The 20,536-nt window shown below is 59.8% G+C and carries 16 protein-coding genes; 1 reads left to right on the forward strand and 15 read right to left on the reverse strand.

Annotated elements, in window-relative coordinates:
* Positions 1-24: 24 nt before the first annotated feature.
* Both SE16_RS11770 and SE16_RS11775 read right to left on the reverse strand, forming a co-directional pair.
* The gene (locus SE16_RS11770; RefSeq protein ID WP_152918240.1) at positions 25-3,240 is read right to left on the reverse strand and encodes a diguanylate cyclase; all 3,216 of its coding nucleotides are present in this window, start codon (positions 3,238-3,240) and stop codon (positions 25-27) included.
* 129 nt (positions 3,241-3,369) lie between these two features.
* Entirely contained in the window at positions 3,370-5,427 is a 2,058-nt protein-coding gene (locus tag SE16_RS11775) for an alpha-ketoacid dehydrogenase subunit alpha/beta (protein ID WP_060687635.1), read from the reverse strand.
* A 180-nt stretch (positions 5,428-5,607) separates the two neighbouring features.
* Here SE16_RS11775 and SE16_RS11780 point away from each other — a divergent pair, with 180 nt between their 5' ends.
* On the forward strand, positions 5,608-6,549 hold the full coding sequence (locus SE16_RS11780) for an NAD-dependent epimerase/dehydratase family protein (protein ID WP_054494322.1): 942 nt from the start codon (positions 5,608-5,610) through the stop codon (positions 6,547-6,549).
* Between the two features lie 79 nt (positions 6,550-6,628).
* Here the strand turns inward: SE16_RS11780 and ftsZ are convergent, their stop codons facing one another.
* The 13 genes from ftsZ to SE16_RS11840 form a co-directional block, all read right to left on the reverse strand.
* The gene (ftsZ, locus tag SE16_RS11785; RefSeq protein ID WP_082374490.1) at positions 6,629-7,768 is read right to left on the reverse strand and encodes a cell division protein FtsZ; all 1,140 of its coding nucleotides are present in this window, start codon (positions 7,766-7,768) and stop codon (positions 6,629-6,631) included.
* A gap of 70 nt (positions 7,769-7,838) precedes the next feature.
* Complete coding sequence (gene ftsA, locus SE16_RS11790; protein ID WP_054494323.1) at positions 7,839-9,074, reverse strand: cell division protein FtsA; 1,236 nt, start codon at positions 9,072-9,074, stop codon at positions 7,839-7,841.
* Between the two features lie 15 nt (positions 9,075-9,089).
* On the reverse strand, positions 9,090-9,926 hold the full coding sequence (locus SE16_RS11795) for a cell division protein FtsQ/DivIB (RefSeq protein WP_054494325.1): 837 nt from the start codon (positions 9,924-9,926) through the stop codon (positions 9,090-9,092).
* A 2-nt stretch (positions 9,927-9,928) separates the two neighbouring features.
* Complete coding sequence (locus tag SE16_RS11800; protein WP_054494327.1) at positions 9,929-11,029, reverse strand: D-alanine--D-alanine ligase family protein; 1,101 nt, start codon at positions 11,027-11,029, stop codon at positions 9,929-9,931.
* 1 nt (position 11,030) lies between these two features.
* Positions 11,031-12,017: a UDP-N-acetylmuramate dehydrogenase gene (murB, locus tag SE16_RS11805; protein WP_054494329.1), complete on the reverse strand. Its 987-nt coding sequence runs from the start codon at positions 12,015-12,017 to the stop codon at positions 11,031-11,033.
* The gene (locus SE16_RS16040) at positions 12,014-12,178 is read right to left on the reverse strand and encodes a hypothetical protein (RefSeq protein ID WP_160317067.1); all 165 of its coding nucleotides are present in this window, start codon (positions 12,176-12,178) and stop codon (positions 12,014-12,016) included. Before SE16_RS16040 ends, murB begins: the two co-directional genes overlap by 4 nt.
* Entirely contained in the window at positions 12,175-13,581 is a 1,407-nt protein-coding gene (murC, locus tag SE16_RS11810) for a UDP-N-acetylmuramate--L-alanine ligase (RefSeq protein ID WP_200907516.1), read from the reverse strand. The genes SE16_RS16040 and murC overlap by 4 nt, the downstream gene beginning before the upstream one ends.
* 12 nt (positions 13,582-13,593) lie before the next feature.
* A complete protein-coding gene (locus tag SE16_RS11815) occupies positions 13,594-14,232 on the reverse strand; it encodes a hypothetical protein (protein ID WP_054494331.1) in 639 nt (212 codons plus the stop codon).
* A 13-nt stretch (positions 14,233-14,245) separates the two neighbouring features.
* Complete coding sequence (murG, locus tag SE16_RS11820) at positions 14,246-15,412, reverse strand: undecaprenyldiphospho-muramoylpentapeptide beta-N-acetylglucosaminyltransferase (RefSeq protein WP_054494332.1); 1,167 nt, start codon at positions 15,410-15,412, stop codon at positions 14,246-14,248.
* A complete protein-coding gene (ftsW, locus tag SE16_RS11825) occupies positions 15,409-16,569 on the reverse strand; it encodes a putative lipid II flippase FtsW (protein WP_060687637.1) in 1,161 nt (386 codons plus the stop codon). Before ftsW ends, murG begins: the two co-directional genes overlap by 4 nt.
* A gap of 18 nt (positions 16,570-16,587) precedes the next feature.
* A complete protein-coding gene (murD, locus tag SE16_RS11830) occupies positions 16,588-18,036 on the reverse strand; it encodes a UDP-N-acetylmuramoyl-L-alanine--D-glutamate ligase (protein WP_054494333.1) in 1,449 nt (482 codons plus the stop codon).
* A gap of 60 nt (positions 18,037-18,096) precedes the next feature.
* Complete coding sequence (gene mraY, locus SE16_RS11835) at positions 18,097-19,068, reverse strand: phospho-N-acetylmuramoyl-pentapeptide-transferase (protein ID WP_054494335.1); 972 nt, start codon at positions 19,066-19,068, stop codon at positions 18,097-18,099.
* Positions 19,068-20,516 carry a UDP-N-acetylmuramoyl-tripeptide--D-alanyl-D-alanine ligase gene (locus SE16_RS11840; protein ID WP_054494337.1) on the reverse strand — a complete coding sequence of 483 codons (1,449 nt, stop codon included), beginning with the start codon at positions 20,514-20,516 and terminating at the stop codon, positions 19,068-19,070. The genes mraY and SE16_RS11840 overlap by 1 nt, the downstream gene beginning before the upstream one ends.
* Between the last annotated feature and the right edge of the window lie 20 nt (positions 20,517-20,536).

The following is a 20,536-nucleotide window of genomic DNA, read 5'->3' on the forward strand; positions in this document are numbered from 1 at the left end:
TTTCATTTTGTTGCAACGCCTCGCCTACGCCTCCCACGCCACCCGATTGCGTCCCGCTTCCTTGGCTTTGTAAAGCGCCTGATCCGCGCGGCGCAGAATGTCTTGGAAAGCGGTATCCTCATCGCGCAGAGCAGCCACCCCAAGGCTTGCCGTCACTTGTATCGCGCCAACATCGGTTTCAAGACGCGTTTGTGCAATCGTTTCACGCAACCGCTCGGCAACCTGTACGGCTTGTTCGAGCGTTGCTTCGGGCATGAGCACCATAAACTCTTCACCACCATAGCGCCCCACAATATCCACATCCCGCACATGGTGGACAATCACATGCGCGAAGCGCGCCAGCACCTGGTCGCCAACAAAATGCCCGTAGGTGTCGTTGACCCGTTTGAAGTAGTCCAGGTCCACCATCAGCGCGCTGAGCGGGCGATTGTAGCGTTGTGCGCGGTGAAACTCACGCCTGGCAATATCGAAAAAGCCCCGCCGATTCCAAACCTGCGTCAGGTCATCGGTGAGCGCCATTTGCTGCACATCCGCATACAACAACGCATTGTGAATGGCGGCCGTTGCTGTAATCGCGAATGTGCGCAACATCTCCAAGTCATCACGTGTAAACGCGAATTTTTGAGTCGCGTCCAGTGAGATCACGCCATACACACGATCGCCATAGACCAGCGGCACCACAATCCCCGACTTGACGGCTTGCACTTCGGCTATATCGCCCTCGTAGAAAACATCTTCGAGCGCATCAACATCTTCAATGAGCAAGGAAAGCGCCTCGCGCGCTGATTTGGCGGCATACCCGGTCTCCGGCATGACCATGTTCCGCACATGCAGGTCGTGATACCCACGCACGGCATGCACACGCAATTGCCCTGTTTCATCCGCCAATGCCAATGTGCCTTTTTCAGCACTGGGAATCGCACGCATCGCAGCGCCAAGAATTTCGTCAAGCAATTCATCCATATCGAGCGTCCCCAGCAACGAGGCGGTGGCGCGATACAGCGCCTCCATCTGACGCGCGCGGCGTTGTTCCTGCTCGTAGTAGCGCACATTTGTCAACACCACGCCGGTGTAGTTCGCCAGACTACGCAAGAGGGAGACGGCGTCTTCATCCAAATGGTCAGGGGGGGCATTGAAGTGCAAGACGGCAATCCCCAACGGCTGTTCTTGCCCCCACACCGGCACCAGTAGCGCGTGCTCTACACCAAACCGTTGAAACGCACGCCGCTCACGCGGCAATAATTCGGGGCTTTCCTTGGAGACCGTGCGAATGGTGAATGTGGTGATGGTCTCGTGCAAAAGCGGCAACTCTTTCAGCGGGAATGTGCGCCCCAAAAGCGAAGCCCGCGGCTGAAAATCCTCACGTGTGACTTCGGCGATCAAATGCAGCGACGCGCCTTCGATGATACCAATATGACAGCTCACACATTGTGCTGTTGCGATAAGGTGGTGCGCCAGACGCTGCAAAATATCATGCGGCGAACGCTTCGAGACCAAATCTTCCGCGGCGCGGTACAAGCGTTCAAGCATTTGGGCGCGCTGGCGCAATGCGGAGTAGAGGCGGGCATTTTCCAAAACAGTCGCCGCCTGACGTGCAAATGCGGTGAGCATGCGCACGTGCGAACTGGAAAAGGTGAACGCATCGCGCCGATAGACCGCCAGCACCCCACGCGCATATCCTTGCAAAATGAGCGGAACGCCAAGCCATGTGTGCGCATCTTTCCAGGGCAAGCCTTCCTGCTGTCCAACGCCTTCGCGTGTTGTATGCGTCACAGGAATGCCATCTTGCAAGATGGTTTGCAAAGGCGGAAACGCATCAACCGGATACTGTTGCCCCGCAAGCGGCGCACCTGTCCCCAGCGCGGCATGCAAGCGCACAGTGCGCCCGTTTTGTGCTGTCTCATCTTCCAACAACAACATGCACACATGCGCCGGCACCATCTGCTGCACCTGCTCCAAAATCTGGCAGACGGCTTCGTCCATATCCAGCGTGGTTGCAATGGTACCGTGTGCTTGATGCACCGTCTCCAACTCGCTGACGCGGCGATGCACTTCCTGCTCCATCAGCGCACGATGCAAAAAGAAACTGAGTGCATGGCGCACAACGTCGGCTTCCTGGACGGTGGCGGGCGAAAATGTGCGTGGTTCATCCCACGCCAGCAAAATGGCGCCAATCCGTTGCCCTTCGTGAACAAGCGGCAATCCTAACAATGAACGCTGCGGAAACAGCAATGCCACTTCAATATCAATGAAAGGGGAATTGAAGACATCTTCAACAGCAATGACCCGATTGGCGCTGAGGACTGAAGCCGTCAGCGTGCGGCGATGCGGCTTTGCGGACAACATCGCATATCGCTGTGCCAAGGGCCCTACCGCCGCGACAGGCACAGGGATATCACGCTGCACGTCCCAGCGTAGCAGGTAGGCGGCATCCGCATCAAACGCATGGCAGATGCGCTGCGCGAGATAATTCCAGACGGTTTCGAGGGGAGCATGCCGCACCATGCCGACAATGGCTTGCAAATCCGTCAGCAATCTATCAAGCCGCAAGATGCTCGTGGTGCTTGCGGCGGCCTCGTAGGTCATATGCACCCACTCGGCGACTTCACGCCAAGCCGCCAGGACAGCCGGCGTTGCGCCAGAATGGGGAATGAGCACCGCCAGGCACAAATTGGTGTGCTGACGACGGGGGCAGACAACGCCAAGCGACGCTTCTACCGTAAACGAGTGAGGAACACATGGCGAATGGGCAACATGCTCGGTGAAAGCGGTTGCCAGCGAGGCGGGCACATCAAGCTGGGTATAGGCCCATGTGCGGTCTTCACTTCCCACCCAGAGCATCTGCACATCGTGCGCCGGCAGGTCTTGCGCCCACGCCGCGAGAGCCGCCCACCATGCCTCCAGCGTGAGCGGCGAAATGTCCGCCATGCGGCGTTGCAGGGGTCTCAACAACTGGATGAGTTGGTGTGGGTCGGCGGGGACATCCTCGTGGAACAGGAAGAGGAGACGCCCTGTTGACGGGTCGGTGGTACGAAAAAGACGCCACACCACGCCTTGATGCACCACCCGCGCCTCATGCACCTGTTCCCCCAGCGCAGGGAAGACCTGCGCCAGGGGCTTTCCACGGTGTTCAGGCCGCATACCCAACAAGCGGGCGGCGTGTGTATTCCACTCTTCAATGTACTCACCATCTGGATTGACGGCAATCCACGCTTCACGAATAGAGTCAAGCCACGTCACACGAACCTCACCTTCTCCCACATCACCGGTACGCACCAACACCACTCTCCCCCTATCCTAGGATGAAAAGCAGGAGAAAACCCCCTGCCTTTCATCCTAGGCGCTTGGCGCGCACTGCAACAAAAGTCCTTACACTGTCAAGGCTTCTTCCATCGCCGCTTGAATACGCGCGACCGTCGGCACTACGTCATCCATCAAACGCTTGTTGTAGGGAACAGGGCAATCCGCCCCCGCCACCCGATACACCGGGGCATCCAGCGAGAAGAAAACCGCCTCGGCAATTGTCGCCGCCACTTCCGCCCCAAAACCGGCTGTGTAGCAATCTTCGTGTACAATCAGGCATCGCCCTGTCTTTTCAACCGAAGCAAGCACCGCCTCGTGGTCCCACGGTTTGATAGTGCGCAAGTCAATGATTTCAACCGCGCCCGGAAACGCCTCGGCGGCTTCCAGGCAACGGTACACCATCGCGCCCCATGTCACCACCGTCAAGTCGTTGCCTTCCTGCACCACGGCGGCTTTGCCAAGCGGCAACATGAAGTCATCACCGGGATAGGGACGCCGTGCGACACTATTGTCGAGCAAGTTGCGGTGTTCCAAAAAGACCACCGGGTCGTTGCCACGCAACGCCGTCCGCAACAGCCCCACCGCATCTTCCGCGTTGCTCGGCATCACCACGTACCAACCGGGCTTGTGCGCCAGCACAGCCTCATCCGAGACCGAGTGCCAGGGGTCGCCCACCTTCTTCGAGAAGCCTACCGGCATCCGCACGACAACCGGCGCGGCGAAACGGTTGTTCGTGCGCCAGCGAATGGTGCCCAGATTGTTCATCTGCTCGGTCGCGGGGTCCATGTACTTGCGGAATTGGATTTCCGGCACGGGCAAGAGCCCCGCTATCGCCATGCCCATCGAGCGCCCAATAATGCCTTCTTCGCTGAGCGACGTATCGAACACGCGCGCTTCGCCAAATTCGGTTTGCAGGCCACGTGTAGCGCCATGCACGCCTCCCTTGACGCCCACATCTTCGCCAAACACCAACATGCGCGGGTTGACACGCAACTCGTGTTGTAATGTGCGCAAGACGGCATCCACCAGGTTGATGCGCACGGGCGTATCGGGGTGTGGAACATCCGTCCCTTTGGGAAGGACAACACCTTCAGGCAAGAGGCCGCCTTGCTGTTGGACTTCTCCCTCAAAGAAAACATGCCGCGTACCAGTACCCGGCGTCGGCTCAGGCCAGGCGCGTACCGTTTCAACAGCGGCACGCACACGCGCTTCGGCTTCGGCTTCCAGCGCCGCCCACTCCTCCGCGCTCATGTGGTTGGGCACAAGAAACTCTCGCACGCGGCGCAGAGGGTCGCGCTGTTGTTCGGCTTCGCGCTCTTCGGGGGATTTGTAGGCGGCGGTATCCACGGAAGAATGGCCAGGCAAGCGTACCACCGACGCACGCAGCAGGACAGGACCATGCCCTTCGCGCACCAGGCGCACCGCTTCGGCAATGACGCCGGGGGCTTCGCGTGGGTCGGTCCCGTCGCACTGCATCACGGTCAAGTTTTTGAAGGCAGCGAGGTTTTCGGCGATATTGCCGCCGGGGGTCTGCAACTCGTGGCGCACCGAGATGGCATAGTTGTTGTCTTCGATGAAAAAGAGCATAGGGAGACGCAAGGTCGTGGCAATCGTCAAGGCAGACCAAAACCCATTGGCGGCTACGGAGCCGTCGCCACCACAAACCACAGCAATCGCGCCTTCCCAATCCGAATGCCCCAGTTGTTCAACATGATACCGAATAGCCTGCGCCCACCCCGCCGCGGGCGTGTACTGCGAACCAACATCACCCGCCGCCGGAAGCACCGTCGGGCGCTCCCCACGTCCGGGGCGATTGAACACGACGCCCACATCACGCCCGCCGCTTGGGCTTCCTTCGCGCGCCATTGAGCCCGCCAACGCTTCTTCCAGCGTGAGCCCCAACGTGAGCATGAGGGGGCGACTGCGATAGTACGAGGAGACGCCATCATGCGGGTGCGTGAGTTGCAACCCCAAAAGCACTTGCGCCAATTCATGTCCACCTGCTGAGAATTGGTAAATAACCTCGCCAGAGGGGAGCAACTCCGTTTCTTCGATCGTGTCGAGCGTGCGGGAAAGAAGCATCAGACGTGCAATGTGTGTCCAATCAAGAGCAGGTGTTCCCATCGTGTTTTGGCCTCCTTGCCGTTTCAATTCTTCATGGAGCAGGCGCATTCTATCACGGCATGAACCAAAATCGAAACGCATTTGCGCAACCCGTCTTTGCGCCGCCTCCCATTTGCCAGCCCGTATCGGCGCTTTTATAGTGGCAACACGCTGTTCAATCAATTGCAAGGGAGTGGTTGTATGAAAATTCTCGTCACAGGGGGCGCAGGATTCATTGGTTCACACGTTGTGGACGCCTACATTGCCGCCGGGCACGACGTTGTGGTGGTGGACAACCTGAGTAGCGGTAAGCGCGAAAACGTCCACCCCAAAGCGCGGTTCTACCACCTCGATATCCGCGACCCCGCTTTGGAAGAGGTGTTTGCCACCGAACGCCCCGACGTGGTCAACCATCACGCCGCCCAAATTGACGTGCGCCGTTCCGTCGAAGACCCCATGCACGACGCTGAAATCAACATCCTTGGCTCGTTGCACCTCATTTTGCTGGCGCGGCGCTACGGTGTGCGCAAATTCATTTACGCGTCCACCGGCGGGGCGGTGTATGGTGAACCGGAGTACCTTCCATGCGATGAAAACCATCCCATCAACCCCATTTGCGAATACGGCGCGAGCAAACACACCGTCGAACACTATCTCTACCTCAACCGCCACAATTTCGGGCTGGAATACACCATTTTGCGCTACCCGAACGTGTACGGTCCTCGCCAGGACCCCCACGGCGAAGCAGGCGTGGTCGCCATTTTCAGCCAACGCATGCTGCGCCAAGAACCTGTGACCATTTTCGGCACAGGCGAACAAGAGCGCGATTTTCTTTCAGCGCTTGACTGCGCACGCGCGAATGTGATGGTGCTGGAACAGGGGAATGGGCACATCTACAACTTGGGGACAGGGCGCGGAACGTCCATCAACGAACTCTTTGCACTGCTGAAAACCATCACCAACTACCCGCTCGACCCGGTGTACGCGCCGGCGCGCGTGGGCGAAACGTTCAAAATTTACCTGGACGCTTCACGGGCTGAACGCGAACTCGGCTGGCGACCAACGCGCACGCTCGAAGAAGGATTGCGCGAAACCGTCGCCTATTTCGCGGCGCAAACGTCGTCCGAGCAGAATCCCTCCTGAGCGGCATGCACGTCGGGGCAAGGGAGCGTTTCAGCCCCCTTGCCCCCCTACCACAGGAGGAATGTCAGCAACGTTGGTGTTAGCGGCGGCGCAAGAACGCCGGCACATCCAGGTCGTCGCGGTCGAAGCGGCGCGCCGGAAATTCCTTCACCTTTTCGTGCAGGTTCGGACCACGGCGCGGCGCCTGACCATCACCCACCGCGCGCTTCATCGCTTCTTGCGGCGGGCGCTGACGGCGCGCATTGCTTTCAAAGCCCGTCGCAATCAACGTAATGCGGATTTCATCTTCCATCGTGGGGTCAATCACCGCCCCAAAGATAATGTTCGCGTTCGGATCGGTGGTCGCGCGAATCAACTCGGCGGCTTCATTGACTTCAAAGAGGCTCAAATCGGGCCCACCGGTAATATTGAAGAGCACGCCACGCGCCCCATCAATGGTAATGTCGAGCAGCGGGCTGCTCACCGCTTGTTCGGCAGCCACACGAGCGCGTTCTTCACCCGACGCCACACCGACCGCCATCAACGCCGCGCCACCTTCGGCCATAATGGTGCGCACGTCGGCAAAGTCCAGGTTGATGAGCCCGGGCACGGTAATCAGTTCCGAAATGCCCTGAATCCCCTGGCGCAACACATCATCCGCCGTCTTGAAAGCGTCTTGAATCGAAGCGCGCTTGTCCACAATTTGGAGCAGGCGGTCGTTGGGGATGACGATGAGCGTATCCACGGCTTCCTGCAACGCTTCGATCCCCGCTTCGGCGTTCTCCATGCGCCGCTTGCCTTCAAACGAGAAGGGGCGCGTCACAACGCCGATGGTGAGTGCGCCAGCCTCGCGAGCAATCTTCGCCACCACAGGCGCGGCGCCCGTGCCTGTGCCGCCCCCCATGCCGGCAGTGATGAAGACCATATCCGCGCCACGCAAGGCGTTGTAGAGGTCTTCCATGCTCTCTTCGGCGGCTTTGCGCCCCACTTCGGGATTGCCGCCTGCACCCAGCCCGCGCGTCAGTTTGTCGCCAATGCGAATGCGGTGCGGCGCCTGGCTGAGCAAAAGCGCCTGGGCGTCGGTATTGACGGCGATGAATTCCACACCGCGAATCCCCGCTTCGATCATGCGGTTGACCGCGTTGGACCCACCGCCCCCCACGCCAACGACTTTGATTTGGGCAAAGTTCTCGATTTCGTTGTATTCTTCAAAGGGCATTTCTTGTTGATTGTGGTACATGACATTCCTCCTGTTCAACTTGCGACTTTTTCACAACCGGCTTTCATCAAACCGGTTGGTATTCCCTCACTCAACTCGGCAGCAACATCTGCAACCATTCACGCAACCGCGCCCACGGTGATTGAACTTCGGCGCGTTGCGGCGTTGGTTCCTTCACCTGGTGATGATGCGCGCCCCATTCCAGCAACCCAACGCTTGTGGCGTACGTGGGCGACCCCAGCACATCCACCAAGCCTGAAAGGCGCTCGGTATGAGGCGGGGCGATACGCACCGGCAAGCCAAACACTTCGTGCGCGGCTTCGCGCAATCCGGGCAAATTGGCGGTTCCACCACAGAAGACCAGTCCGGCAGGGAGCAAGCCATCGTAGCCGGAGCGTTTGATTTCGCGCTGGATGAGGTCGAAGATATCGGCGACGCGATAGGCGAGGATTTCGGCAATTTCGCTCCGCCACACCTGCTGAACGCTTGTATCGCCGAAGGCGCTCACTTCGATAACTTCATCTTCGACGACGCTTTCAGGGTGCGCCGCGCCGTAGCGCAATTTCAGGCGCTCCGCCGTTGCGACGGGGCATTGTAATGCCACAGCCAGGTCATGTGTCAAGTGCGCGCCCCCAAGCGGCAGACTCGCCGTATGCCAAACGGAGCCTTCCAAAAAGATGCTGATATCGGTTGTGCCGCCGCCAATATCCACCAGCACAACCCCCAATTCCTTCTCGTCTTCTTCCAGCACCGCTTCACCCGACGCCAGCGGTTCCAGCACGAAGGCTTCCACCAACACGCCCGCATTGCGGCAACACTCTTCCAACGTCTGCAACGCCGTCACCGCCGCCGTCACAATGTGCGCCTCCACTTCAAGGCGATACCCATGCAGCCCAATGGGGTTGCGCACGCCATTCTCGCCGTCCAACCAATAGCCGCGCGGAATGATGTGCACCACCTCTTGCGAATGGGGAATGGCCACTGTTCGCGCTGATTCGAGCGCCCGCCGCACATCTTGCGCTTCGACGCGGTGGTTGCTGCGCGCAATCGAAACGGTGCCGCGGCTATTGATACCCGCAATGTGCGCCCCCGCTACACCCACAAACGCCGATTCCACTTGCACACCAGCGGCGCGTTCGGCTTTGTGTACCGCTTCTTCCACAGCGGCGCTGGCCGCCGCCACATCCACAATAACCCCTTTCTTGACACCTTGCGACGGCGCAACCCCCACACCAACCACGTGGATACGGTTGCCGCGCTCCACTTCACCAATGAGACACGCCACTTTTGAAGTTCCAATATCAAGCCCGACTACCACGTGCGACATAGACGACTCCTTGTCTCACTCCCCTGTGCGCACCTGATAAAATGGCCTCTCAGGCACCGTCAAATCCAGAAACGCTACATTGCCTTCCGCCGCAATCGTTTCGGCAAAGGTACGATAGACGGCAACCTTCCATGCCAAATCATGGCGGTCGCCAAAGCGCACTTCCCAGCCACCTTCGGCGAAGAAACTCACACCAGCCGCCGGTCGCCAGTCAAACGCGCGGCGTTCCGGCAACAAGGCGTGCAATTCCAGTACGGTACGCACTGCTTCGGGGTCCACTTGCATACCCGGTTGCGCCGGTATCCCGCGCATATCGCGAATCACCAACGCATCGGACGCATCGCCACGCAAGCGGAACAACACGCCCTCGGTATCCACAAAGTAACTCTCGGCGTTGCTCTGCCAGACCGCCACCGGCTCGCGCTCCACAATCCGGATGGTCACACGGTTCGGCAAGCGCACCGACACATCGGCTTGCTTGATGGTGGGCTCACTCAGCAAGCGCGCTTCTACGTCATCCGGACGAATCCAAAACACATGCCATCCATCAATATCCGCCAGCGTGTACACTTCTGCGGCGGTCAACAACTGTGCGCCTTCTATCCGTGCATCAAACACGTAGAAGGTATTGCTCATAAAGAGCCAATACGCCACCGCTCCCAAAATTGTCAGCAGAGCCAGCGAAACCCAGCGATGGCGCGGCATGGTCTGCACCGCCACGCTGTGGCGCAGCACATTCGTTTCCACCGTGCGCCCAAACATGCGTTCCGAGCGGCGGCGCACCACACGGCGCCCATTGCGGCGCGGGCGTGGCGTCCCAATGCGACTGTTTGAGCGTCGTCGGCGCGGCATACTCACTCCACCCGGTTCTGCATTTTTTCAGCGTGACGTTCCAACGCCAGTTCCAGCAGACGCTGGACAACATCGGTGTAGGTCATGCCCTCGGCTTCCCACAAACGGGCGTACATGCTCAGGTGGGTGAAGCCAGGCATAGTGTTCAACTCGTTGAGAAATACCTCTCCCGTCTGAGGGTCGAGCAAAAAATCAACCCGCGCGAGGCCACTGCCGTCAATGGCGCGGAAGGCTTGCACCGCCATCTCGCGCACACGATTCATCAAGGCTTCGTCAATCGGAGCGGGCACCAGCAACTCACTATGCCCGTCCGTGTACTTCGCCACGTAGTCGTAGAAAGTGTGCTCGCCCAGCGGGCGAATTTCGCCCGCCACGCTGGCGCGCGGTTCATCGTTCCCCAGCACAGACACTTCGATTTCACGGGCGTTGGGCACGCCGTACTCCACAATCACCTTGCGGTCGTACTGCGCCGCCAGGTCAATCGCCGCCGCGACATCATCGCCCACATCCACGCGCGAAACCCCCACACTCGAACCCAAATTCGCCGGTTTCACAAAGAGCGGGCGGTGGTCGCCAAAGTGCGCTTCCACCTCACGCAACACTGCGTCGCGCTGTTGCCGCCAGCGATGGCGCATCACCACCAGATACGGCACTTGCGGTAGCCCCGCGGCGGCAAGCACTACTTTTGCCATGGCTTTGTCCATCGCCAGCGCCGACGCCAACACGCCACAGCCCACGTAGGGCACGCCCGCCATTTCGAGCAACCCTTGCACCGTACCATCTTCGCCGTATGGTCCATGCAGGACCGGAAAGACAACATCCACCTCGTGCAGCAGAAGCGCCCCGGCGACATCCAGCGCATACCGTTCGGGACGCGGCGGCACACGTGTTTGGGCGCTATGGTCGCGCATGGCTTCAGGGTGGACGCCCGGCAACCACAAGCCATCGCGCGTAATCCCGATGGGATAGACGCGGTAGTTGAGCGTTGTCAGCGCTTGAATCACAGAGCGCGCCGAAAGAAGCGAGACGTCATGCTCGCCACTTCGTCCGCCAAAGAGCACGGCGACCGTATGAATGTCGGAACGAGTGCGCCCGTGGTTCATTTCAATCCCATTCCCCTACAAATTCGACTTCGGGTTCCAATTCAACACCAAATTTTTCTTTGACAACCTGCTGAATGTGCTCAATCAAGGCGCGAATATCAGCCGCTGTAACGCCTTCTTCGGTGACGATGAAGTTCGCATGTTGCTCACTCACACGTGCGCCACCAATCTTGTACCCCTTCAGACCGGCGGCTTCGATGAGCCGTCCGGCGTAATCGCCCGGCGGATTCTTGAACGTGCTGCCGCCGCTTGCCTGGCGCGGTTGTGATTCGGAACGCAAGCGCATAAACCGCTGCGCCCGCTGTTTGATTGCCTCCGGGTCATCACGCCGCAGAGCAAACAAGGCACGCAACACAACCGGCCGCTTGTACGGCTCAATGTCCAAAATCATGGAATGCCGGTAGCCAAAATCCATTTCTTCGGCTTTGAGTGTGCGAATAGTGCCGTCCGGGTCCATCACCTGCACGGCACGCACCACATCGGCGGTCTCGTACCCCCACGCCCCGGCGTTCTGCACAACAGCGCCGCCCACCGTGCCGGGAATGCCGATCGCCCATTCCAGGCCGGCAACCCCTTCGCGGATGAGTTGCCCGGCGAGCCAGGGCAACGAAACGCCCGAATCCACAATCATGGCAATGTAGTCGCCTTCGGGGCGCAGGCGATACTTGCGGGCGCGATTGAGAATCACCAGCCCGCGCACGCCCTTATCGCTGACCAAAATGTTGCTCCCGCCGCCAATCACGCGGTAGGGCACTTTGGCGCGGTGCGCCGTGTGGACGGCTTTGATGAGTTCATCGGTATCGTCCACCCGCAAGAACCATTCCGCCGGCCCGCCCACGCGCCACGACGTGTAAGGCGCAAGCGGCTCATCTTGCTTCAAGCGGTCTTCAAAAGCATTGTGAAAAATGACGCGCACCAAATCACGCTTGGACAACGTCTCGCGTGACGCCCAACGGCGCGGCCCGCTGCTCCGCTTCTTGGCATTCATCCGGCGAGCCTCCCTGGTGTCTGGCGAAGGGGCACACGCACAATACGCCGTTGCACCTTCAACACTTCAAAAATGGTTGGTGCGGGGCCCAGTTGTTGAAGCAACCGTTCAGCCACACGACGAGCATGGATTGGGTCAATTTGGCGTGTGTGCTGGGTCATCCCGCCCTCCTTTCATGTTGTTTGGTCTCGCGGTCTTCAAGCGCTTGCCGCAAGCGTGGTCCCAAAGTGGTAATATCACCTGCGCCAAGCGTCAAAATCACCACATCTTCGGGCACATCCTGCAACAAACGGCTAAGCAATTCATCCTGCGTCGGAACATAGACCACCTCGACGCCTTGCAGACGTTGCGCCAGGTCGGCGGCGCTTACCCCAAACGAGTTCGTTTCGCGCGCGGCATACACATCGCTCACGTACACGCGGTCGGCGTCGGTAAAGGCGGTTGTAAATTCATCAAACAGCGCCGCCAGGCGGCTGTACGTATGCGGCTGAAAAATCGCCCAAATTTGGCGCTCGCCAAAACGCTCACGCGCCGCCCGCAACGTCGCCCGAATCTCGCTGGGGTGGTGCGCGTAATCATCAAAAATTTGCACGCGCCCCACTGTGCCAACGGGTTGAAAACGGCGCTCCGCGCCCTCAAAGCGCGCGAGTGTGTACTGCAAATCGCTCGTCTCAATCCCCAAGGTGTGCGCCACAGCAATACACGCCAGCGCATTGAGCACATTATGCCGTCCGGGCACCCGCAACTGGAAAGCGCCCATTGGCACACCGTCATACACAGCCACAAAATTGAACCCACCCACATCATTGGGTTCCAATGCCGCCGCCTGCCAGCGGTTTTCGGGCTGAAACCCATACGTGAGCGTGCGCGTCGAAGCGGGCGCCGAATCCATCACAGCCCGCGCGCCGGCGTCATCACCACACACAATGAGCCATCCATCGGCGCGCACCTGTGCCACAAAGCGGCGAAACGTCTCCAATACGGCTTCTTCGGTCGGATAGATATCCGGGTGGTCGTGTTCAACGTTCGTTACCACCGCCACATAGGGTTGCAAACCCAGAAACGCATAGTCGTACTCGTCGGCTTCCAGCACGAACCATTGGCTGCCGCCAACGCGCGCGTTGCCCTGCAATTGGGGCACTTCGCCGCCAATCACCGCCGTCGGATCAAAACCGGCGTCCGCAAGGGCAAGCGTCAGCATGGCTGTGGTGGTGGTCTTGCCATGCGTGCCGGCGACAGCAATCAAGTCGTAGTCGCGCGTCAGTTCCGCCAACCACTGATTGCGCTTGAGCACCGGAATGCCGCGCGCCCGTGCGGCTTGCACTTCCGGGTTGTCGTCCGGCACAGCGCTCGACATGACCACCAAATCAGCATCACCCACAAACTCGGCGCTATGCCCCAAAAAGACTTCCGCACCTGCGCGGCGAAGGGCATCCAGGCGTGGGCTCGGCATGCGGTCGGAGCCGCTGACCCGCCACCCGCGCGCCAGCATGACGGACGCCAGCGCCGACAGCCCAGCGCCGCCAATGCCTATGAAGTGAATGTGCCGACGTTGCTCGTTCACAATGCCTCTCACCTATGCTGAACGCAATTTTTTATCCAAGCGCGCAATCGTGCTGAACAAGAAACCGTGCCAGAAAATAGCCACAATGGCGAGCAAAATCAGTACCTGCCCATTGCCAATGCGTTCGTAGACTTCGACGGCGTTGTTCAAAAAGTCAATGGTGATGACCGTCTGCGCACCGGTTGAATCGAAGTTGTAGCCCAGGTTGAGCGAAAGCGCCCAATTGTTCACATGGGCGGCAATCCAATCGCGCCCCAAATCAAGCAAAAGCACCATGAACAAAAAGCCGGCGACGCTTCCCAAGGAGAGGCTGATGAGTTTATCGCGCCGATCGCCCCGGGTGCGTTCGATGATGTTGTGGAATGTCACAACCACCATCACCATTGAAGCCACATAAAGCCCAATCTGGAACAAGCCGGTACGCGGTCCGGAAAAATCCACTTCTAACACAAAACGAATCAAGCGAATGAGAAAATCACTCGATTTGAGCGCAACCAGCCATCCAAACGAGATACCGGCCAGGGTGGCAATTGTGCGTTTCCATCCACCCACCACGCCGAGCAGGGCAAAAAAGAGAATGGAAACATAAGTCAAAATCATAAAGTCAACTGTCAGGTGAACTTCTGTGGGCAAGTGAATGTTGATGTTCATCATTGGCCTCCCTTCATTTGGACCGCCGGTCCCGCTTGGCTTGCCCCATCTCTTGCACGAGACGGTAGAGACGTTGCGCCGCTTCGGGCTGTGCCAGGCGTTGCATCGCCGCTTGCATGGCATGCAACCGGGCTTCATCTTCTAACAATGTTCGCACCACAGGCACAATACGCGCAGCAATTTCGGCATCCGGCACAACCAACGCGCCCCCCTGTGCCGCCAGATACTCGGCGTTTGCCCACTGGTGCGCTCCCGAGTACGGATACGGCACCAAGACAGCCGCGACGCCCGCCGCCGGCAATTCCCCCAACGTGGAAGCGCCGGCACGCGCGACGACAATATCTGCGGCGCGCAAAGCCGCCGCCATTTCTTCGTGCAGATAGTCAAACAGATGGTAGCGTTGACGCAGAGCGTCGGGCAATGCCGCGCGCAGTGAACGCAACCACTCGCCATCGGAGCGGCCATGAATGTGAATGACGTGCGCCATGTCGAGCAAAGCGTTCAGGTTGCGCCCTACCGCCTCGTTGAGGCTATGCGCCCCCTGACTGCCCCCCGTCACAAGCACCACACGCGCCTCAGCCGGAATGCCAAGCAGCGCGCGCGCCGCTTCACGCGAGGGGAGCGCCTGCAACGCCCGCCGCACCGGATACCCCGTCACCACGGTTTTTCCCGCGCGAAAATGCGCTTGCGCGGCTTCCCCCGTCACGGCAATGCGCGTGGCGAACGGCGCCAGCGCCCGCACCGCCAACCCAGGCTCAATATCGGGCAGGTAGATGAGCATGGGTATGCGTTGCAACCACGCCGCCACGCCCACCGGAAACGTGACGTATCCACCGGTCGCCAGCACCACATCGGGGCGAAACGTGCGCAACAGCCTCCACGCTTGCACAAAACCGCGTCCCAGGCGCATCAGGTTGCGCGCCATCTTCACAGGCGACATGCCACGCAAGCCGCCGGCATCAATCCCCTTGAAAGGAATGCCCGCGCGCTGAACGATTGGCGCTTCAAGCCCCCCCGTGCTCCCAATCCACAACACCGTGGGGGCGTCGTCCGCGGCATCCAGCACGGAAAGCGCCGGATAGACATGGCCACCCGTACCGCCGCCCGTGATGACCAGGCGCAGCGCCGTCTTTGTCTCTTCTGCGGTTGTCGGCATGGGCATGGCCACGTTCTCCATCATTCGCGCGCCTCTTCCTCATGCACGGCTTCACAACGGCTCACACTCAACAGCAGCCCCACGCCCGTCAGCGCCGTGACCAGCGCCGAGCCGCCGAAGGAAATAAAGGGCAAAGGAATACCGGTGAACGGGACGGTGTTTGTCACCACCGCCACATTGACAGCGGCTTGCAGCAAAATCCAGGTGGTGATGCCACACGCCAACAGCGCCCCAAACCCATCAGGCGCGGTTGCCGCAATGCGATACCCCCGATACCCGAAGAAAAGAAACAACCCCAACACAAACAAGCCAGCCACCAATCCCAGTTCCTGCCCCAGAATGGCGAAAATGACATCCGTATGACCGGCGGGCAACGTCCCCACATCGCCTCGGCTCGTGCCCAGCCCTTGCCCGAAAATACCGCCACTCGCCAGGGCAATCAGGGTTTGCGAAATCTGGTAGCCCACCGAGTCGGCATAGGCAAAGGGGTCTTTGAACGCTTGAATGCGGGCGCTGCGATATCCCGCGCGTGTCGCCACCATGTACAACGTTGCGGCGGCAATCGCGCCACCGCTGAGAAACTGTTTCAGGTCAGCGCCGGCAATGAAGAACATAATGCCCGCCGTCGCGCCGATGAGCAACGACGTGCTGAAATCCGGTTGGAGCAAAATCAAACCACACACAATGCCGACCAGCACGGCGAAAGGAATCAAGCCCACCCGCACGTCACGAATGCGCTCACCTTTGCTACTCGCCCAGTGCGCGATGTAGAGAATCACGGTCAGTTTGGCGAGTTCGGACGGCTGGACGGAACCATTCAGCAACCAGCGTGTTGCCCCAAAGCGGCTACGCCCCAGGATGAGCAAAACAACCAGCATGAGCAGTGTGCCCGCCATGAAAGGAATGGTGTAGCGTTGCCAGACACGATAATCAATGCGCCAGGCAAGCGTCATCGCCGTCAAGCCTACCAACGCCCACAAGGCTTGCCGTTTCAGGTAGAAGGTGCTGTCGCCAAAGTTGTAGTAGCCCAGCGAATAGGTGGCGCTGTAGACCATCAGCAACCCGACGCCCAACAGCATGAGCACGACCACCAGCAAGGCGTAGTCGGTGCGGCGTTGCTGCCAGGCCGCACGGCGGAAACGGCGGCGCTCGGTTGTGTTGACGGCGGTTGCATGTGTCATGCGGTACAACTCCTGCTTTTAGCGTGCGCCACTCGCCAGCCGAGCCAGGCGGTTCTGATACGCAACTTCGGCAGCGGTGGGCAAGCGCCGCACCAACTCCTTGAAGCGGCGACCGCGTTCTTCGTAGTCACGGAAGGCGTCGAAACTGGTGCCGCTTGGGCTGAGCAGAACCAGGTCATCGCTTTCGCTGACCTCGGCTGCGACGGCAACGGCTTCTTCCAGCGTCAGGCATCGGCGAATGGGGACACGCCGCCCCGTACCGTTTGCCTGCAACATGGCTTGTTTGACAGCCGCTTCGATTTTGGGCGCCATTTCACCAAACAGCACCAGATACTTCACCCGCGCCACAATCTCACGCGCCAACTCATCCAGCGGCAAGTGTTTGTCGCGCCCGCCCGCCAGCAAGATGATACGCCCCGCATCTTCGGGGAACGCACGCAGGGCGGCAATGGTGCGGTCGGGGCTGGTAGCGATCGAATCGTTGACCCAGCGCACACCGTCAATGACGCGTACCAGTTCCAGCCGGTGTTCCACGCCGCGGAAGGAGCGAATGACGCGCGCCATCGTACCCGGTTTCACGCCCACAGCATGCGCCACAGTGACAGCCGCCAGCACATTTTCGATATTGTGCTCGCCGGGCAAACCAATCTCGGCAAGCGAGCAGACTTTCACCAGGCGCTCGCCATCGCGTACCACAATCATCTCATCGCGCACGAACGCGCCTTGCGGCACCGCCTCACGCCGACTGAACCAGAGCACACGCCCAGGCGCCAGCTCGGCAAGGGCGCGCGTCTCGGGGTCATCCCAATTGAGCACAGCCACGTCATCGGCGCTTTGGTGGCGCAAAATGTTGGCTTTGGCGTCGCGGTAGGCTTCAAAGGTGCCATGCCGGTCCAGATGGTTGGGGCGCACATTCGTCACAACCGCGACATGGGGGCTGCGGCGCAAATGTTCAAGCTGGAAACTGGACAATTCAAGCACCACCCAATCGCCGGCGCGGATATCGTCCACCTCTTCAATCAGCGGGCGACCAATATTGCCGCCCACCCACGTTTTGCGGCGGCGGTCGGTTTTCAGCATTTCGCCGATGAGCGTAGTGGTGGTCGTTTTCCCAGCCGAACCAGTAATGCCAACAATGGGCGCACGGCACAATTCAAAGAACAATTCCGTCAAGCTACTGACCGGCACACCCCGCGCTTCCGCCGCCCGCACAATCGGCACACTCCGCGGAATGCCGGGGCTGACGAACAAAATGTCCGTCTCCAAAATGTCTTCGGGGTGATCACGCAGAACGCATGTGACGGGTAAACCCGCCAACTGTCCGATTTCGTCAGCCAGGTCGGCCAGCCCACGCCGATCGCTGACAATGACCTGCGCGCCCCGTTTGGCCATGAAGCGCGTCAACGCCATGCCTTCGCGCCCCAAGCCCAAAATCGTGACTCGTCGGTCGGCAAATGTTTTCATCATAACAGCCCCCTTTTCTGCGCCCCTTGTCCATGCTTCGGTCGGTTTCATCGCGCTGCGTTCTCACAACAACGCTAATGCCACGCCAATCATGCTGCTCAGCATGCTAATCAGCCAGAACCGTTGCACCACTTGCACTTCACTCCATCCCAGCAGTTCAAAATGGTGGTGCAAAGGCGCCATCTTGAACAGGCGTTTGCCGCCCGTCCATCGAAAATACGCCACCTGCAAAATGACACTGAGCGCCTCGCTGACGAATACAATGCCCACCACCGGCAACAACAGCCATTGCCCGGTCATCAGCGCCACGGTGCCCAACGTCGCCCCCAGCGCCAAACTCCCCGTATCCCCCATGAAGAGTTCCGCCGGGTGGGCGTTGTACCAGAGAAACGCCAGAATAGCGCCCGTCATCGAAAAACAGAACGTGACCAGGTGCGGTTGCCCCTGCTTGGCGGCAATGACGCCGTAGGCGGCGAAGTTGATGGCGGCGACGCCCCCCGCCAGCCCATCCAGGCCATCCGTCAGGTTGACGGCGTTGGCTGTGCCGCTGATGATGAAAATCGCCACAGGGATGTAAAAGAGCCCCATCGGTATTTTTTCCGGGATGGTTGGGATAGCGATGGATTCCAATTGAAAAACAAAATGCAACACCAGCGCCGCCAACGTCGAGATGACCAACAACCAGAACATTTTATGGCGCGGCAAAATCCCTTCTTTGGGTTGTCCGCGCAATTTTTGGCGCAACTTGGTGTAATCATCCACCAGCCCTAAAAACCCGGTTGCCAAAATGACAAAGAGCGGCAACGCCAGCGATTGGTATTGCGGCAAAATAAACAGCGTACTGAAAATCACCACCGGCACAATAATCATGATGCCGCCCATGGTGGGCGTGCCCACTTTGGTTTGATGATGCGCCGGGCCTTCAAGGCGAATGGCTTCGCCTATCTGGTGTTCGCGCAAAAAGTTGATCAGCGGTCGCCCCCACATGACGGCAAACAGAAACGAGAGCGTGCCGAGTGTCAACGAGAGCGACATTAGCGTTCACCCCGTTCATGCGGCGATACAGCCAACGCATTGACGACTTCATCGAGCCGTATGCCTCGTGATGCTTTCACCAGCACCATATCGCCGGGTTGCAAGACCTCGCGCAGGCGGGCAATCGCCTCCTGGCGGTCTTCCACTTCGATGATGCGGTCGGGCGGCATGCCGGCACTCCGCGCCGCGTCGGCAATCAGGTGGGCGCGCGGTCCGACCGTCACCAACAGGTCGGCCACTTCGGCGGCGCGGATGCCCACCAGTTCGTGCCCTTTGCGTTCGTACTCGCCGAGTTCCAGCATATCGCCCAGCACGGCCACCTTGCGGCCGTTCAAATCCGCCAGCAGGTTGAGCGCCGCCAGAACGCTGGGCGGGCTGGCGTTGTAGGTGTCATCAATCAAGGTTGAACCGTTCACACCGGGCACAACCACAATGCGCAGCCGTTCCATCTGCGCCAGTTTGCGCCATGCGCCGATGATTTCCGACCAGGGCTGCCCTTCCAGCAGTCCCACACTGGCGGCCGCCAAAGCGCCATGCACGCTGTGCCGCCCCAATAGCGGCAACCGTGCAAACACGGTTTCATCGCCATAGTGGAAACGAAACGAGATGCCTTCCAACCCATGGCTGACAATATCGCTCGCCCACAAATCGTTGTCGGGCGACAAGCCGTAGGTGAAGACGCGGCAAGGCGCTTTGTCGCGCATGGCGCGCACCCATTCGTTATCACCGTTCAAAATCGCCACACCGTCGGGCGGAAGGGCTTCCACCAGTTCGGCTTTGGCGGCGGCGATGGCTTCAATCGAACCCAGGCGCTCCAAGTGCACCGGTTCCACATTCGTCACAATGCCCACGTGTGGGCGGGCAATCTCCGCCAGGCGGGCAATCTCGCCCCGGCGCGTCATCGCCATTTCGAGCACGGCGCGCTCGGTGTCGAGCGGCATGGTGAGCAACGTCAGCGGCAAGCCAATATCGCTGTTGTAGTTGCCACGGCTTTTGAAGGTGCGGAACCGCTGCGCCAACACCGCGGCGGTGAGTTCTTTCACGGTTGTTTTCCCGACTGAGCCGGTCACCCCCACAACCCGCAAAGCGGGATTGGCGCGCGCCCGCCACCATGCCGCCAATTCCTGCACAGCATGCAGGCTTTCATCCACAAGGAACACAACCGGCGGCGTCAGGGCGTCCACGTCGGGGGCGGCAACGTCCACCACCGTGGCGGGCGTTTCCGTCGGGGCAAAACGCGCCCGTTCGGCAATGACCACCACCGCGCCACGCGCCAGGGCTTCGCCGATGTAGTTGTGCCCGTCGGTTTGTTCCCCCGGCACAGCCACAAATGCCGCACCTGCACGCACCAGGCGGCTATCGGCTACCCAGTCAGCCACGGGCTGTTCGCCCCCGTGCGGCGGCGGCTTTCCTGTCAAGCCCTGGTAGACCTCGGCGATCGTCGGCATGTCGGCATTCACTCCTGCAA

Source organism: Ardenticatena maritima (assembly GCF_001306175.1).
GTDB classification, from domain to species: domain Bacteria; phylum Chloroflexota; class Anaerolineae; order Ardenticatenales; family Ardenticatenaceae; genus Ardenticatena; species Ardenticatena maritima.